Origin of the sequence: Pseudomonas sp. MAG733B, assembly GCF_036884845.1 — a bacterium.
Classification (GTDB): Bacteria; Pseudomonadota; Gammaproteobacteria; order Pseudomonadales; family Pseudomonadaceae; genus Aquipseudomonas.
On record NZ_CP145732.1, the window covers coordinates 860,376 to 877,794 of the forward strand.

Below are 17,419 nucleotides of genomic sequence, written 5' to 3' on the forward strand. Positions count from 1 at the left end.
TACACCTGTAGGAGCTGCCGAAGGCTGCGATCTTTTCGCTAACGACTAAATTCGAAAGCCGGGTTTAGCCCTCATCGCCCTCATCATCATCCCCGCCATCAACCTTCATCCCCAATTCCTTGATTTTGCGAGTCAGGGTATTACGCCCCCAGCCCAGCAACACGGCGGCATCGCGGCGGCGCCCGGCGGTGTGCTTGAGCGCGGTTTCGATCATGATCCGCTCGAAGGTCGGCACGGCGCTATCGAGCAGGCTCGACTGACCGCGAGCGAGTGCCTGGTCGGCCCACTGACGCAGCGCTTGCTCCCAGTTGGTCACCGGCGCTGAATCCTGCGGCAGGCTCAGCAGCTCAGGTGGCAGGTCGCCGATATGCACTTCGCGACCCGAAGCCATCACCGTGATCCAGCGGCAAGTGTTCTCCAGCTGACGCACGTTGCCCGGCCAAGGCAGGTTTTTCAGGTACTCCTCGGTTTCGCTTTTCAGCAGCTTCGGCTCAACGGCCAGCTCCTGCGCGGCGCGGCTGAGGAAGTGCTTGGCCAGGGTCGGGATGTCTTCGCGACGATCTGACAGGCGCGGGATGTGGATGCGGATCACGTTGAGGCGGTGGAACAAGTCCTCACGGAATTTCCCGGCATGCACCAGGGTTTCCAGGTTCTGGTGGGTCGCGGCGATGATTCGCACATCAACCTTCACCGGAACATGACCGCCAACGCGGTAAAACTCGCCATCAGCCAGGACTCGCAGCAAGCGAGTCTGGGTGTCAGCCGGCATGTCGCCAATTTCATCGAGGAACAACGTGCCGCCATCGGCCTGTTCGAAACGCCCGCGACGCAGGTTTGCTGCACCGGTGAACGCGCCTTTCTCGTGACCGAACAGCTCGGATTCCATCAGGTCTTTGGGGATCGCCGCCATGTTCAGCGCGATGAACGGCGAAGCCGCGCGAGGGCTGTGGCGGTGCAGGGCGTGGGCAACCAGTTCTTTACCGGTACCCGATTCGCCGTTGATCAGCACGGTGATGTTGGAGTGACTCAAGCGGCCAATGGCGCGAAACACTTCCTGCATCGCCGGTGCTTCACCGATGATTTCCGGGGTGCGGGTCAAGGTCGGGGCGACTTCCAGGCCTTGTTGTTCCTGGGCGTGCTGGTTGGCGCGTTTGACCAGGGAGACGGCTTCGTCGACATCGAATGGCTTGGGCAGGTACTCGAAAGCGCCGCCCTGATAGGACGCGACAGCGCTGTCCAGATCGGAATGAGCGGTCATGATGATCACCGGCAGCCGGGGGTGCTGCTCGCGAATCCGCGCCAGAAGGTCAAGGCCGCTGGCACCGGGCATGCGGATGTCGGAGATGATCACGTCCGGTTGCTGGCGCGCCAGGCGGCTCATCACGCCATCGGCGCTGTCGAAGCTTTGCGTGGTCATGCCTTCTTGTTGCAAGGCTTTTTCCAGGACCCAACGGATAGAACGGTCGTCATCGACGATCCACACGGTTTCACTACGGCTCATGTCGATGTGGCTCCTTGTTCCAGTGGCAGAAAGATCGAGAACGTGGTGTGGCCGGGGTGGCTGTCACACTCGATCAGGCCCTGGTGCTGGCTGATGATGTTCTGGGTAATGGCCAGGCCCAGCCCGGTACCGTCCGGACGACCGCTGACCATGGGAAAGAAAATGGTTTCCTGGAGTTCCGCAGGAATGCCCGGACCGTTGTCGATGATTTCGATCTTGGTCACCAGGCGATGGCGCACGTGGCCGATGGTGAACTGGCGCATGGCGCGGGTGCGCAGGCTGATGCGGCCCAGGCGCAGCTCGTTCTGGCTGCTGATGGCCTGCATCGCGTTGCGCACGATGTTCAGGACGGCCTGGATCATTTGTTCACGATCGATCAGGACGTCGGGAATGCTTGGGTCGTAGTCGCGCACCAAAGTGATGCAACCTTGGCTTTCGGCTTCGACCAAGTGGCAAACACGCTCCAGCACTTCATGGACGTTGCACATGGCCAGCGACGGCAGCTTGTTGGAGCCGAGCATGCGGTCGACCAGATTGCGCAGGCGGTCGGCCTCTTCGATGATCACGTTGGTGTAATCGCGCAGGCTTTCTTCCGGCAGCTCACGGGCCAGCAACTGCGCCGCACCGCGAATACCGCCCAGCGGATTCTTGATTTCGTGGGCGAGGCCGCGCACCAGCATCTTGCTGGTTTCCTGTTTCGAGAGCTGCGCTTCTTCCTTGGTGATCCGCAGCAAGCGATCCCGTGGATGGACTTCGAGCAGCAGCAGCGTGTCGCCGTTGCTGAGGATTGGGGTGACCGCGTAATCAACCGTCAGGGTCTGGCCGGTGAGGGCGGTGAGCATCGCTTCGCGCTTGGTAAACGGGTGCGCCTGCTGGACCGCCTGGCGCAAGGAATTCAGCGCCTCGGTGGATTCGGTGAACAACTCGCTGATGAACTGCCCGTGGCTGCGCTGGCCGCTGATGGCCAGGAGCATCTCCGCCGCCGGGTTCATGTACTCAAGGCGCAATTCGGCATCGAGCAGGATGGTCGCGGTGGTGAGGTTGTCGAGTAGCAAACGGTGGAGTGCGTCGCTAATGGTCATCGGGACCTCTTTTAGGGCGGAGCATGCGCAAGAAAAAAGCGCTGACACGAGGAAAATGCAAAAACCAAACCAAGGCTCCGAAAAGAAGCGTTCAACCCCTGAAACGGGCGTTTGACGCTCGATTGCGTGGCGCTCTTTCAGCTTTCACGGGTACTTTCGAACCAAAATGGGATGCAATCGGCGCACCGTGCAACCAATCGCACCAATATAGTGCGCAAAGCTGAACGAGGTTAGAAGAACCGCAGGAACGGATTTTTTTCTTCGGCGGGTTTATCGCTGAGCGGGCATTCCGGCCGTTGGCCGTAGTCGTCGAGGGTGCAGGGTTTGACCTTGCGTTTTTGCGCGAGCGACATGCGTTGCATGTGGAATGGCTGATTGGCGGTGCGTTCGACGGTCCGGCCCTGTTCGTCGAGGATTTCCACTGACAGTTGATGAGTGCCTCGGTCGACGTTGCTCAGCGGAAATACCGGACTCGGTCCAGGGTCGGCGGTGGGTTGGCCATCAAGCAGCAATCGATAGCGATGGCCCCGTTGCAAGCCTGGCTCGCTGGTGACGCTGACGATGATTTCGCCGGCACTGCTGCGCACGGTGGCGTCAGGCTCCGGCACCAGAATGCGTAGCATGTCGTAGTGGAACAGTGGTTTTTTCTCGGCCTTCTTTGTGGCAATCGCCGCTGACGTACCTGGTGCGGCCATGCGATTGCCGGTTGCCAGCGGCACACGTTTGGCGTTGCCGGTATTGGGTTGATCGGTGAAAACCCGATTGCCCTGTGCATCAATGTAAGTAAAAACCTCCGCCGTTGCCGGCAGAGCGAACAGGCAAGCGATCAGCAGCCAACACTTCAAGGCTTGTGCACCCGTTGCACGGTAAAGGTCACGCTGGGGCTTTGCTGGACCACGGTTTCGCCGTCGATCACCTGCACGGCGAGGCTATGCATGCCGCGGTCGATGTTCACCAGTTGCAGGATCGGAACATTACTCGGCTGGCCATAGGGTCGTTCGTCCAGTACCAGTCTGAGCAGATGCGGCCCTTGAAGGCGCGGTTTGATCAACACGTTGACGGTGAAAGTGCCGTTGTTGGCGCGCAGGGCTTCGGTGGTGGGCAGGCCGGTCAGTTCCAGTACCTCGTAGGCGTTCTGGGGTTGTTCGTTGGTATTGGGTTGCGTGGGTGCTGCTGGAGGGGTTTGCGGCTCCACGCTGTTGAGCGGTGGCAGCTCGACCGTTTGGGCCTTCACGCCATCCGGCGGTTGATTGCTGTACGCGGTGTTGCCATCGGCGTCCGTGTACTTGTAGATCTGCGCTGCGGCAGGCAGGGCGATCAGCACCAGGATGAAGAGAAAAGCACGACCCATAAAATCAACCGCAAACGAAAGCATTGGGTTGCAGCATAGGTCAGGGGCGGCGGTTGGCCCAGCTTGTTCATGTTTGGGTACAGAAGATCTTTTGATTTGTGATCATAAAAAAGGCCTCCCGAAGGAGGCCTCTTTTTGTCACGCCGCTTGCGCTGGCGCTACCGGATCAGCAGCTGTAGTACAGCTCGTATTCCAGTGGGTGTACGAAGGTGCGTACCTTGATTTCTTCTTCGCTTTTCAGAGCGATGTAAGCGTCGATGAAGTCGTCGGAGAACACGCCGCCTTTGGTCAGGAACGCACGACCTTTGTCCAGCTCTTCCAGGGCTTCTTTCAGGCTGCCGCAAACTTGTGGGATCTCTTTCGCCTCTTCAGGCGGCAGGTCGTACAGGTTTTTGTCAGCTGCGTCGCCAGGGTGGATCTTGTTCTGGATGCCGTCCAGGCCAGCCATCAGCAGTGCAGCGAAGCCCAGGTACGGGTTGGCTGCTGGATCCGGGAAGCGGGCTTCGATACGGCGAGCGCGAGGGCTGGACACGTAAGGAATACGGATCGAAGCGGAACGGTTGCGAGCCGAGTAGGCCAGCATTACCGGAGCTTCGAAACCTGGGACCAGACGCTTGTAGGAGTTGGTCGACGGGTTGGTGAAGCCGTTCAGGGCCTTACCGTGCTTGATGATACCGCCGATGAAGTACAGAGCGGTGTCGGACAGGCCGGCATAGCCTTCGCCTGCGAAGGTGTTCTTGCCATCTTTGGCGATGGACAGGTGGACGTGCATGCCCGAACCGTTGTCGCCGTACAGAGGCTTAGGCATGAAGGTCGCGGTGCGGCCGTATGCATCAGCAACGTTGTGTACGCAGTACTTCAGGGTTTGAACTTCGTCGGCCTTGGCAACCAGGGTGTTGAACTTCACGCCGATTTCGTTCTGGCCGGCAGTTGCCACTTCGTGGTGGTGAACTTCGATGACCAGGCCCATTTCTTCCATGGCGTTGCACATGGAGGTACGGATTTCGTGGTCGTGGTCGAACGGAGGAACCGGGAAGTAGCCGCCTTTGACGCCTGGACGGTGGCCTTTGTTGCCGCCTTCCACGTCCTGGTCGGACATCCACGAACCTTGTTCGGAGAAGATCTTGAACATCGAACCGGAGATGTCGGACTTGAACTTCACTTCGTCGAAGATGAAGAATTCTGGCTCTGGACCTACGAATACGGTGTCACCGATACCGGTCGACTTCAGGTATTCCTCGGCACGCTTGGCGATCGCACGTGGGTCGCGGTCGTAGCCTTGCATGGTCGAAGGCTCGATCACGTCGCAGACCAGGATCAGGGTCGGCTCTTCGGTGAAGGGGTCGAGAACGGCAGTGCTGTCGTCCGGCATCAGGATCATGTCGGAAGCTTCAATGCCTTTCCAGCCAGCGATGGAGGAACCGTCGAACATTTTGCCTTCTTCGAAGAAAGCGTCATCCAGCGCGTCGCGAGCCGGCATGGTCACGTGGTGCTGAGTGCCTTTGGTGTCCGTGAAGCGCAGATCAATCCACTTGACGTCATGATCTTTGATGAGTTGAACCGACTTCGACATACTGTCCTCCGGGTGGATTAGGGCTGGTAGTGGATGCCCTTAAATGTTTGTGATGCCGGCGCGAATACTCTGCCAAGGCAACCTGCCTCACAAGGGAGCAAATTGCATGCCAGTGCCCCACCATGGGTTTTTTGCCCCAAATTCACGCTAATAAAGGTGCAAAGCGCCTTAAAGCGGAAAATCTCGCCCTACAATGTGGCGTTAAAATCTGAAAATGACCTGTTTTGGTGCGTGCAAAACCTTCTGCACATTAACTGGTTAAACCTTGAGCAATTTCCGCTATAATCCGCGCGCCCCTTTTTCGGCAGGCCCTGCGCGCGCTGTTTCCATGAAATTAATCGTAAAAGTCTTCCCCGAGATCACCATCAAGAGCCGCCCGGTACGGATGCGTTTCATCCGCCAATTGGCCAAGAACATCCGTGCCGTGCTCCGCGATCTGGACCCGGCTGTGGTGGTGAATGGCGTGTGGGACAACCTCGAGCTGGAAACCCGCGTCAGTGATCCCAAGGCCCTGAAGGAGATGGGCGAGCGCCTGAGCTGCATGCCGGGCATCGCGCACTTCCTGCAAATCGACGAATACCCGCTGGGCGATTTCGACGACATCGTTGCAAAGTGCAAGCAGCACTACGGCGATGCGCTGGCCGGGAAGATTTTCTCGGTGCGTTGCAAACGCGCCGGCAAGCACCCATTTAGCTCCATCGATATCGAAAAATATGTCGGCAGCCAGTTGCGCCGTCAGTGCGGTGCCGCCGGGATCGACCTGAAAAAGCCGGAAATCGAAGTCCGCATCGAAGTTCGCGACCAACGGTTGTTCGTGATCCACAGCCAACACAACGGCATCGGCGGTTATCCGTTGGGTGCGCTGGAGCAGACGCTGGTGCTGATGTCCGGTGGTTTCGACTCCACCGTGGCGGCCTACCAGATCATGCGCCGCGGCCTGATGGCACACTTCTGCTTCTTTAATCTGGGCGGACGAGCCCACGAACTGGGCGTCATGGAAGTCGCGCATTTCATCTGGAAGAAGTACGGCAGCTCCCAACGCGTGTTATTTGTCAGTGTGCCGTTTGAGGAAGTGCTGGGAGAAATTCTCGGTAAAGTCGATAACAGTCATATGGGCGTAGTTTTGAAGCGTATGATGTTGCGCGCTTCCTCGCAGATTGCCGATCGACTGCAGATTGAAGCGCTGGTCACCGGTGAAGCGATCTCCCAGGTTTCGAGCCAGACACTGCCAAATCTGAGCGTGATCGACTGCGTGACCGACAAACTGGTCTTGCGTCCGCTCATCGCCAGCCACAAGCAGGACATCATCGACCTGGCCAACGAGATCGGTACCGCCGATTTCGCCAAGCACATGCCGGAATACTGCGGGGTCATCTCGGTTAATCCTAAGACCGCAGCCAAGCGCCATCGCGTCGAGCATGAAGAGAAAGAATTCGATATGGCGGTACTCGAGCGTGCGCTCGAAAACGCCAAACTGGTGCCGATCGATCGCGTGATCGACGAATTGGGCCAGGACGTTCAGATTGAAGAAGTCAGCGACGCGCTGGCCGGTCAGATCGTGATCGACATCCGCCACCCGGATGCCGCCGAGGATGACCCGCTGGAACTCGCTGGTATCGAGGTACAAACGATGCCGTTTTATGCACTGAACGCTCGTTTCAAGGAACTGGACCCTACTCGCCAGTACCTGCTGTATTGCGACAAAGGCGTGATGAGTCGCCTGCATGCCCACCATTTGCTCAGTGAGGGGCATGCCAATGTGCGCGTTTATCGACCGAGCTAAGAGCCCGGGGCTGTATGCCTGTGGCCTGCGTCACCGGCCCCCCGACTCTGCCGTCAAGCTGTAACGGCAAGGCCTGACTCTACTGTAATCGCTGCCAAGACTTGTCAGCACACCGAATCCTCTGATCGAGATACACAAGTGATCGAAAATCTACGCAACATCGCCATCATTGCTCACGTTGACCATGGTAAAACCACCCTGGTAGACAAACTCTTGCGTCAATCCGGCACCCTGGAGCGCAACGAGCTCAACGACGAGCGCGTGATGGACTCCAACGACCAGGAGAAAGAGCGCGGTATTACCATTCTGGCGAAAAACACCGCCATCAACTGGAACGGCTACCACATCAACATCGTGGATACCCCGGGCCACGCCGACTTCGGCGGCGAAGTTGAACGCGTAATGTCGATGGTCGACTCCGTTCTGCTGCTGGTTGACGCCCAAGACGGCCCTATGCCGCAAACCCGTTTCGTGACCAAGAAGGCATTCGAAGCCGGCCTGCGTCCAATCGTGGTCATCAACAAGGTTGACCGTCCAGGCGCGCGTCCGGACTGGGTTCTGGATCAGATCTTCGACCTGTTCGACAACCTGGGTGCTACCGAAGAACAGCTGGACTTCAAAGTGGTTTACGCCTCTGCCCTGAACGGTATTGCTGGTCTTGACCACACCGCCATGGCTGAAGACATGACCCCGCTGTACCAGTCGATCATCGACGACGTACCAGCACCGAAAGTTGACCGTGACGGCCCGTTCCAGATGCAAATCTCGGCACTGGACTACAACAGCTTCCTGGGTGTCATCGGCGTTGGCCGTATTGCTCGTGGTCGCATCAAGCCAAACACTCCGGTTGTCGCTATCGACGCCGATGGCAAGAAGCGTACCGGCCGTATCCTGAAGCTGATGGGTCACCACGGTCTGCACCGCATCGACGTTGAAGAAGCAGCTGCGGGCGACATCGTCTGCATCAGCGGCTTCGACCAGCTGTTCATCTCCGACACTCTGTGCGATCCACTGAACGTCGAAGCGATGAAGCCGCTGACCGTTGACGAACCTACCGTATCGATGACCTTCCAGGTTAACGACTCGCCGTTCTGCGGCCGTGAAGGCAAGTTCGTCACCAGCCGTAACATCAAGGAACGTCTGGACAAAGAGCTGCTGTACAACGTTGCTCTGCGCGTTGAAGAAGGCGACTCGGCTGACAAGTTCAAAGTGTCCGGCCGTGGTGAGCTGCACCTCTCCGTACTGATCGAAACCATGCGTCGCGAAGGCTTCGAAATGGGTGTTGGTCGTCCTGAAGTGATCATCCGCATGGTTGATGGCGTCAAGCACGAACCGTACGAAAACGTGACCATCGACCTGCCGGAAGAATCCCAGGGCGCGATCATGGAACAAATGGGCCTGCGTAAAGGCGATCTGACCAACATGGTTCCGGATGGCAAGGGCCGTGTGCGCCTTGAGTACAACATCCCGGCCCGTGGCCTGATCGGTTTCCGTAACGAGTTCCTGACCCTGACCTCCGGTGGCGGCATCCTGACTTCGATCTTCGATCGTTACGACGCGATGAAGTCCGGTGACATGTCCGGCCGTCAGAACGGTGTTCTGGTTTCGGTTGCTACCGGTAAGGCTCTGACCTACTCGCTGGAAACCCTGCAGGCTCGTGGCAAGCTGTTCGTTGAACACGGCCAGGATATCTACGAAGGTCAAATCGTTGGCTTGAACAGCCGCGACAACGACCTGGGTGTAAACCCAACCAAAGGCAAGAAGCTCGACAACATGCGTGCTTCGGGTAAAGACGAAACCATCGCTCTGGTTCCGCCTGTCAAGTTCACTCTGGAGCAAGCTCTGGAGTTCGTACAGGAAGACGAGCTGTGTGAAGTCACTCCTAAGTCCATCCGTCTTCGCAAGAAGATCCTGGGTGAAAGCGAGCGTACCCGCGCTGCGAAGAAGTCCGGTAACTAAGTCATTTAGTTAGCTGGCAAAAAAACGCCCCCGACCGCAAGGCCGGGGGCGTTTTTGTTTGTCTGGGGTTTGTGCGGGACCTTGTGGCGAGGGAGCTTGCTCCCGCTCGGCTGCGCAGCAGTCGTAAAATCTTGGGGTCGCTTCGCAACCCAGCGGGAGCAAGCTCCCTCGCCACAGTTAATGCAATGCGGATCAGAACCGCTCGATCGATCGAGAATTCCGCTCGCGCTCCACTTCCTTCGGCTTGTACGCGCAATACCCCGGCCGTGGGCCGATTTTCGGGTGGTTGCGGCAAGTATCCGGGCGCTTTTCATAAATAGTGCACAGACGGCTCTTACGATCCAGGTAGTAGCAATCATTGTTGCTCATGCGCTGGAGTGTGAAGATTCCTGACTTCTGGTTGAAACGCTCGACCAAACCTTCCTTTTGCAGGCGCTTGGCGATGTTCTTTGGCGGGTCACCCAGCTCGAATTCATCGACGACGCCGATACGGACCAGATCCTTGATCTTGACCTCGACCGGCAGGGTGCAGCAACTGGACATGCACGAGCCGCACATCGGGGCGGAGTACTTGGCCCAGGTATCGAGTCGGTCGATCTCCGCGGCGGCGATCAGGTTCGGCTTCATCATCGGTTGTTACCAGCGTGTGCATCAGGGCGCGCGATCATACCGGGACTGGTGGATTTTTGAACAACCTTTCGCCAGATTTTTTTCTTTGCTGCCTCACAACACCGTTAATCCGGCACGGCCCCTGCATTGATTCAGGCACATGACAATGTATTGCCGACCCGATTCGCACTAACAGGAAAAACTGCCGAACCAGAGCCTCTACCGCCTGTCAGACCGTCTAGGCTCAGACAACTCCAAGCTCGCTCGAGGTCCTATCGATGACTCAAGAACCACTTGTTCGCGAAGCAGAGGTGGCCGCATTCCGCGACGCCGTCTTGACCAAACTCACCTACGCGGTGGGCAAAGACCCGGATCACGCCTTCGACCACGACTGGTTCGAAGCCATTGCCCTGGCCGCGCGGGACCACATGGTCGAGCACTGGATGGACCATACGCGGCAGATCTACCGCAAAGGTCAGAAGCGCGTTTACTACCTTTCCCTGGAATTCCTCATCGGCCGATTGCTCTTCGACAGCCTTAGCAACCTCGGCCTGCTCGACGTAGCCCGCGAGGCCCTGACCGAGCTCGGCGTCGACCTTGAGCGCATCCGCCTGCTGGAGCCCGATGCGGCGCTGGGCAACGGCGGCCTGGGGCGTCTGGCGGCGTGCTTCCTGGAAAGCATGTCGACCCTCGGCATCGCCGGTCACGGTTATGGCATCCGCTATGAACACGGCTTGTTCCGCCAAGCCATCGTCGATGGTTGGCAGCAGGAACAGACCGAACACTGGCTGGATTTCGGTAACCCGTGGGAATTTGAGCGGCCGGAGGTGGTATATCCGATCGGTTTCGGTGGCAGTGTCGAGACCGTCACCGATGAAAGCGGCAAGTCCAAGCAGGTCTGGCACCCGGCGGAAACCGTACGGGCCATTGCGTATGACACGCCGGTGGTCGGCTGGCGCGGGGCGAGCGTGAACACCTTGCGTCTGTGGCGCGCACGAGCCATGGAAGATTTGCACCTGGAACGCTTCAACGCTGGCGACCACCTGGGTGCGGTCGCCGAAGTGGCCAGGGCGGAAAGTATTTCCCGCGTGCTGTACCCGGCGGATAGCACCGAAGCCGGGCAGGAACTTCGTCTGCGCCAGGAATATTTCTTCGTCGCCGCGTCCTTACAGGACTTGCTGCGCCGTCATCGCAACATGCACACCTCGGTGCTGACCTTGGGCGATCACGCCTCGATTCAGCTCAACGACACCCACCCCTCGATCGCTGTGGCCGAGCTGATGCGTCAATTGGTCGACGTGTATGACGTGGCCTGGGACGCGGCATGGCAGGTCACGGTCGACACGCTTTCCTACACCAACCACACACTGCTGCCCGAAGCGCTGGAAACCTGGCCGGTCGGTTTGATGGAACGCATGCTGCCGCGACACATGCAGATCATTTACCTCATTAACGCCCAGCACATTGACTCGCTGCGCGCCAAAGGCATCCACGACTTCGACGTACTGCGCGCGGTTTCGCTGATCGAAGAAGACAACGGCCGCCGCGTGCGCATGGGCAACCTGGCGTTCCTTGGTTCCCACAGCGTCAACGGCGTATCCGGGCTGCACACGCAGTTGATGCGCAAAACGGTGTTCTCCGAGTTGCACAAACTCTACCCGGAACGGATCAACAACAAGACCAACGGCATCACCTTCCGCCGGTGGCTGTATCAGGCTAACTCCGAGCTGACCTCGATGCTGGTCGATGCCCTCGGTCCGGAACTGTTGGACAATCCCGAAGAACGGTTGCTTGGTCTTGAGCCGTTCGCCGAGAAGACCGCGTTCCGCAAAGCTTTTGCCGAACAGCGGCTGCACAGTAAAAAAGCCTTGGCCTACCTGATTCACGAGCGGCTGGGGATTGCGGTCAATCCGGCGGCGATGTTCGACGTGCAGGTCAAGCGCATCCACGAGTACAAACGTCAGTTGCTCAACCTGATGCACACCGTGGCGCTGTACCAGGCGATTCGCGCCGAGCCGGAAATCGACTGGGTGCCGCGGGTGAAAATCTTCGCCGGTAAAGCGGCGGCCAGTTATCACCAGGCCAAGCTGATCATCAAGTTGACCAACGACATCGCCCGGGTGGTGAACAACGACCCGACCGTGCGCGGCTTGCTCAAAGTGGTGTTCCTTCCCAACTACAACGTCAGCCTGGCGGAAAGCATCATTCCGGCAGCGGATTTGTCCGAGCAGATTTCCACCGCCGGTTTCGAAGCCTCGGGCACCAGCAACATGAAGTTCGGCCTCAACGGCGCCCTGACCATCGGCACCATGGACGGCGCCAACGTGGAAATGAGTGAGCGCATCGGCACCGAGCACATGTTCATTTTTGGTCTGAGCGCACAGCAGGTCGAGGCGCGCAAACAGAACCACGAGTTCAACGCGGCGCCGGATATTGCCGCGTCACATCGGCTTAACGATGTGTTGCAGGCCATTCGGGGCGGGGTGTTCTCGCCGGATGACCCGTCCCGCTATGCCGGCTTCATCGACTCGCTGGTGGACTACGACCGGTTCCTGGTCTGCGCCGATTTCGATTCCTACTGGAGCGCGCAGATGCGCGTCGAAGCCCATTGGCATGACTCGCAGCAATGGTGGCGTTCAGCGGTGTTGAACACGGCGCGGATGGGCTGGTTCTCGTCGGACCGGACGATTCGTGAATATGCCACCGAGATCTGGAAGGCGTTGGAGTAAGTCTTCGGTCGGATCGATATACTGGCGCGCCGCAAAAGATCGCAGCCTTCGGCAGCTCCTACAGGATCGCGTATTAAAGCGCTTTTGTAGGAGCTGCCGAAGGCTGCGATCTTTTGTCTGTGGCTACGCTAATCTTTCTGGATTGCGCTCAAGGATATCGACCATGCAATGGATGTTGATGCTGATTGGCCTGGTGCTGGGCTGGATACTCGATGAGTCTTTCGGCGATGCGCTGCTGGGCGCTTTGCTCGGGTTGGCGATCGGTCAGGCCTTTCGTATCGGCAAATTGGCTTCGCAGGCCGACGAGCAACGCCGCTTGTTGGAGAGGGCGCAGGTTGCGTTGCATGGCGTGGAGCAGCGTTTGGCCGTATTGGAACTACCCGGTTTCACTGCCCCTGAAACCCTTGAACCTGATATCAGTGAATCCGTTCCGGCACCTGAGATCATCGTCGCGCAATCCCCTATCGAAACGCCTGAACTGATCTGGGAACTGCCTCCCGACCCCGTCGATGCCTGGAAACCCGAACCGGTCACCCGCGAGCAGCAACAACCGGCCATCCCGAGCGGCCCCAACTTCATCGAGCGCGCCATCAACGGCGCTCGCGCCTGGCTGTTCGGCGGCAACACGGTGTTGCGGGTCGGCGTGGTGTTGTTGTTCCTCGGTTTGGCCTTTTTGTTGCGCTATGCCACCGAAGGTGTGGTGGTGCCGATCGAGTTGCGTTACGCCGGTGTCGCGGCGGCGGCGCTGGGCCTGCTTGGTCTCGGTTGGTGGCTGCGATCGCGAAACAATAATTACGCGTTGATGCTGCAGGGCGCCGGGGTCGCGGTGTTGTACCTGACGGTGTTTGCGGCGATGCGCTTGCATCCGCTTATCGATCCTTCGGCGGCGTTTGGGCTGCTGGTCGCGGTGACGGTGTTTTCGGCAATTCTCGCCATCACCCAAGACTCCTTGGGACTGGCCTCAGTGGCAGCATTGGGCGGCTTCGCCGCGCCCATCCTGGCCTCCACCGGCAGCGGAAGCCACGTGGCGTTGTTCAGCTATTTCGCCTTGCTCAACGCCGGCATCCTTGGCATCGCCTGGTTCAAGGCCTGGCGCCTGCTGAACGTGATCGGCTTCGTCGGCACGTTCGGCATCGGTTTCGCCTGGGGTGCACGGTCCTATACGCCGGAGCTGTTGTGGAGCACCGAGCCGTTCCTGATCCTGTTCTTCCTGATGTATCTGGCCATCGGTCTGTTGTTCGCCCGACGCAAGCTGCTGGAAATGGGCGATGCACCTGAGGATGGCAGCCGCGAGGCGCTGCTGCACTGGTCGGCGCGCAAGGGTGACTACGTCGACGGCACGCTACTGTTCGGTCCGCCCTTGGTGGGCTTCGGTTTGCAGTTCGCGCTGGTGCAGCATCTGGAGTTCGGCGCAGCGTTCAGTGCCTTGGCGCTGGGCATCATTTACATGGGCCTGGCCCGTTTGCTGTTCGCCGGTCGTACGTTGCTGCTGGCGGAAACCTGCCTGGCCCTGGGCGTGATCTTCACCAGCCTGGCGATTCCCCTGGGGCTCGATGCGCGCTGGACCACCGCCGCATGGGCAGTGGAGGGCGCGGGGATCTTGTGGCTGGGCCTGCGTCAGCAACGAGCGTTGGCCCGAGCCTTTGCCTTGCTGCTGCAACTGGGCTCGGCGCTGGCGTTTCTCAGCGAGTTGCGCGATGGGCAGAGCAGCCTGCTCGAAGGCGCACCGTTGGGTGCGCTGATGTTGGGTATCGCGCTGCTGTTCAGTTTCTATCAGTTGCATAAAGCGCAGCCCGAGCAGACGTCGGCATGGGAGCGCAAAGGCCTGCCGGTGTTGGCGTGTCTCGGCCTGTCGTTCCTCTACCTGCTGGCGCCGCTGTTTTTCTTCGCCCATGGCACGGCGATCAGTTGGGCATTGGCCGGGTTAGTCACGTTGCTGGTCGGTTTGCGCCTGCGTTCGCGGACATTTGTCTTCACTGCTTTCGCTGTGCAGTGGCTGGGTGGTGCGTTGTTCCTGGTCGCCGAACCCATGCTCGATGAAGGCTTGCGTCCATTGGCCCATGGCGAATTCTGGACGCCGTTGGTGCTCGGTGTGGCGGGGTTGGTCGGGGCCTGGCGCTTGCAGCTCGCCAGCCTTGCCGGGCTGAGTGCGCAACGCTTGTCCCAGGCATTGCTGGTGTGGGGCGCAGGCTGGTGGGCGCTGGCGTGGGTCAGTGAAGTGCTGCGCTTTGCCCCGTTGTCCTTGCAGGCGACGCTGCTGCTGGCTGTCGCGACCTTGAGTGTTGCGTTGTGGACCGTGCTGGCGCTGCGCCTGAAATGGCCATCGCTGGGGCTGCTTTGCACCGTGCTGATCCCGGCGGCCGGGCTGGTGTTGCTCGCAGCCTGGCATTCGCGCTATCACCCGGCGGCCAGCTTCGGCTGGTTGGCGTGGATAGCGGTGTTCGTCGTGCATTTCATCTCGCTGCGACGCTTGGCGCCGATGCTCCCTGCGTGGGTGCTCAGTACCGCCCATGTGCTCGGTTGCTGGCTGCTGATCGGCGTGCTGGCCCTGGAGTTGCGATACGGCTTGCTGCTGTTGTCCGAGCAATACAATGCCTGGCGCTGGCTGGGTTGGGCGATTTTGCCGAGCCTGTATCTGGTGTTGATGGCCGCGCCGCGTGCCTGGCCATGGCCGATATCGGAGTATTCCCGCGAATACCGCGTGTATGCCGCCGCGCCCTTGGCGTTGTTGATGCTGGGCTGGTTCTGGCTGGCCAACATCTTCAGTGACGGCTTGGCCGAGCCGCTGCCCTACGTGCCGCTGATCAACCCGCTGGAGCTGGGTTTGCTGTTTGCACTGTTCGGCGTTTACGTCTGGTTTCGCAGCGCCGTGTCGCAAGTCGAGCTGCGCCAGGATTTCGCCTCCTCCGCCACACAACTGATCGCTGGCGTCTCGCTGTTCGTGTTCTTTACTGCACTGGTGATGCGCACGGCTCATCACTGGAGCGGCGTGCCGTACGAACTCGATGCGCTGCTTGAATCGATGCGGGTGCAGGCCGGTCTGTCGATCGTCTGGACCTTGATGGCCTTGAGCTTGATGATCGGCGGCCATTTGCGTCATCGCCGCGAAGTCTGGCTGATCGGCGCGGCGCTGATCGGTGTGGTGGTGGCCAAATTGTTCTTTGTCGAATTGAGTAACCGCGGCGGACTGGCGCGGATCGTGTCGTTTATCGGCGTCGGCGTGTTGCTGCTGGTAGTGGGCTACTTCGCCCCGTTGCCGCCCAAGCGCGTCGAGGCTGTGCCGGAAGCTGAAAGACCGGCCCCGGAAACCGAAGGAGTGTCGTCTTGAGTCAGAAGCTGAACCTATGCTGGTTGGGCGCTGTTGCGATGGGCATGGCGCTGACAGCCGTTGCTCAGGAAAAACCGGCGGACTTCGCCACGCAGGTAGCGTTGTCGGTGAGTGGTGAAGGCCCTTGGTATCGCCTCGAATTGCCGCTGGCCGTGCAACTGAATGCACGGCAAAGCGACCTCAGTGATGTGCGCGTCTTCAATGCTGCCGGCGACCAGCAGGCTTACGCCCTGGCCCGCGAAACTGCGCAGACCGACGCCAACCGCACACTGACCGACGTCAAATGGTTCCCGCTGTACAACTCGGCAGACGCCACCGAGCGCGCGCCGAGCGTGCGGGTGCAATCGAGTGCCAACGGCACGCTGGTCGAAGTGCAGCCCTCCAGTCAGCTGGAGGCAGGCGAAGAAGAGTTGCGTGGCTGGCTGCTCGACGCCAGCGGAATCAAAGCACCGTTGCAGCAGTTGATCCTCGACTGGACCAGCGAGCGCGACGGTTTCCAGCGATTTACCATCGAGGCCAGCGACGATTTACAGCATTGGCAGTCGTGGGGCGAAGGGCAGGTCGCGCGGCTGACCTTTGCCGATGAACGGGTCGAGCAGCACGAAGTCGGCCTGCCGGGGCAGTCGGCGCGTTACTTGCGTTTGTTATGGGAAACGCCGCAAACGGCGCCGACCCTGACGTCGGCGCAACTGCAAAACAACCGCAGCCTGCCGTTGCCGTTGGTCTGGTCGCAAGCGTTGGCCGGCAGCAGCGTGAAGGCCGGTGAGTACATCTGGCAACTGCCGATGGGCCTGAACGTCGAGCGTGTGCGGGTCGAGTTGGAACAGCCCAACAGCCTGGCGCCTGTAACCTTGTCGGGTCGCCGCGACAGCAGTCTGCCGTGGCAGGCGTTGAGCAGTGGTTTGCTCTATCGCCTGACCCAGAATGGCCAGGACGTGGTGCAGAACGAATTGCAGTTGTCGGGGCAAATCGTGCAACAACTGAAGCTGACCGTGGACGAACGCGGCGGCGGTCTTGGAGCGCAAGCGCCAACGCTGAAGTTCGCCGTGCGCGCCACGCAATTGGTCTTTCTGGCCCGAGGCCCAGGGCCTTATACGCTGGCGCTGGGCAATTCGACGGTCAAGGCGGCGAACCTGCCGTTGTCGACACTGATTCCGGATTACAACGCTGCGAAGCTGACGACGCTTGGCAGGGCTTCAGTCGATGGCGCGGTGGTGACGGCCTCGACTGCGGCGACAGTACCGGTTGCCGTGGGCACCGACTGGAAGAAATTCGGCCTGTGGGCGGTGTTGCTGCTTAGCGTGTTGTTCCTGGCGGCGATGGCGTTCAGTCTGCTGCGCAAGCCGCCGGTCAAACCCTGAGAAATGCGTACTCCTTGTGGGAGCGAGCCTGCTCGCGATGGCGGTTTATCTGGCGGTAAAAATGTCCATTTCCTACTACGCTGAACCCCGCGCATGAACTCTCTTCAGCCGATCACGTCTGATAGGAGGAAATGCGCCCCGAC

The 17,419-nt window shown here is 59.6% G+C and carries 11 protein-coding genes; 5 read left to right on the top strand and 6 right to left on the bottom strand.

Annotated elements, in window-relative coordinates; translation table 11 throughout:
• Nucleotides 1-64: 64 nt before the first annotated feature.
• The 5 genes from ntrC to glnA all read right to left on the bottom strand — a co-directional run bounded on the left by ntrC (nt 65) and on the right by glnA (nt 5,507).
• On the bottom strand, nt 65-1,501 hold the full coding sequence (gene ntrC / locus V6Z53_RS04010; RefSeq protein WP_338584252.1) for a nitrogen regulation protein NR(I): 1,437 nt from the start codon (nt 1,499-1,501) through the stop codon (nt 65-67).
• A complete protein-coding gene (glnL, locus tag V6Z53_RS04015; protein WP_056852211.1) occupies nt 1,498-2,583 on the bottom strand; it encodes a nitrogen regulation protein NR(II) in 1,086 nt (361 codons plus the stop codon). Before glnL ends, ntrC begins: the two co-directional genes overlap by 4 nt.
• A 230-nt stretch (nt 2,584-2,813) precedes the next feature.
• Nucleotides 2,814-3,428, bottom strand: a complete 615-nt coding sequence (locus V6Z53_RS04020) for a DUF4124 domain-containing protein (RefSeq protein ID WP_338584253.1) — start codon at nt 3,426-3,428, stop codon at nt 2,814-2,816.
• A complete protein-coding gene (locus tag V6Z53_RS04025; RefSeq protein ID WP_338584254.1) occupies nt 3,425-3,934 on the bottom strand; it encodes a DUF4124 domain-containing protein in 510 nt (169 codons plus the stop codon). Before V6Z53_RS04025 ends, V6Z53_RS04020 begins: the two co-directional genes overlap by 4 nt.
• Nucleotides 3,935-4,100: 166 nt before the next feature.
• Nucleotides 4,101-5,507 (bottom strand): glutamate--ammonia ligase, encoded by a 1,407-nt coding sequence (glnA, locus tag V6Z53_RS04030; protein WP_338584255.1) that lies wholly within the window; start codon nt 5,505-5,507, stop codon nt 4,101-4,103.
• Nucleotides 5,508-5,835: 328 nt separating this feature from the next.
• Between glnA and thiI the strand changes: the two genes are divergently transcribed.
• Both thiI and typA read left to right on the top strand, forming a co-directional pair.
• Nucleotides 5,836-7,290, top strand: coding sequence for a tRNA uracil 4-sulfurtransferase ThiI (thiI, locus tag V6Z53_RS04035; protein WP_338584256.1), 1,455 nt, complete (start codon nt 5,836-5,838; stop codon nt 7,288-7,290).
• Nucleotides 7,291-7,428: 138 nt separating this feature from the next.
• Entirely contained in the window at nt 7,429-9,249 is a 1,821-nt protein-coding gene (gene typA, locus V6Z53_RS04040) for a translational GTPase TypA (RefSeq protein ID WP_338584257.1), read from the top strand.
• 192 nt (nt 9,250-9,441) lie between these two features.
• On the opposite strand, the gene V6Z53_RS04045 is transcribed toward typA, so the two are convergent.
• Entirely contained in the window at nt 9,442-9,879 is a 438-nt protein-coding gene (locus tag V6Z53_RS04045) for a YkgJ family cysteine cluster protein (protein ID WP_085725491.1), read from the bottom strand.
• A 257-nt stretch (nt 9,880-10,136) separates the two neighbouring features.
• Between V6Z53_RS04045 and V6Z53_RS04050 the strand changes: the two genes are divergently transcribed.
• The 3 genes from V6Z53_RS04050 to V6Z53_RS04060 all read left to right on the top strand — a co-directional run bounded on the left by V6Z53_RS04050 (nt 10,137) and on the right by V6Z53_RS04060 (nt 17,276).
• Nucleotides 10,137-12,587 (top strand): glycogen/starch/alpha-glucan phosphorylase, encoded by a 2,451-nt coding sequence (locus V6Z53_RS04050; RefSeq protein ID WP_338584258.1) that lies wholly within the window; start codon nt 10,137-10,139, stop codon nt 12,585-12,587.
• Between the two features lie 163 nt (nt 12,588-12,750).
• Complete coding sequence (locus V6Z53_RS04055; RefSeq protein ID WP_338584259.1) at nt 12,751-15,915, top strand: DUF2339 domain-containing protein; 3,165 nt, start codon at nt 12,751-12,753, stop codon at nt 15,913-15,915.
• Nucleotides 15,912-17,276 carry a DUF3999 domain-containing protein gene (locus tag V6Z53_RS04060; RefSeq protein WP_338584260.1) on the top strand — a complete coding sequence of 455 codons (1,365 nt, stop codon included), beginning with the start codon at nt 15,912-15,914 and terminating at the stop codon, nt 17,274-17,276. Before V6Z53_RS04055 ends, V6Z53_RS04060 begins: the two co-directional genes overlap by 4 nt.
• Nucleotides 17,277-17,419 lie beyond the last annotated feature (143 nt).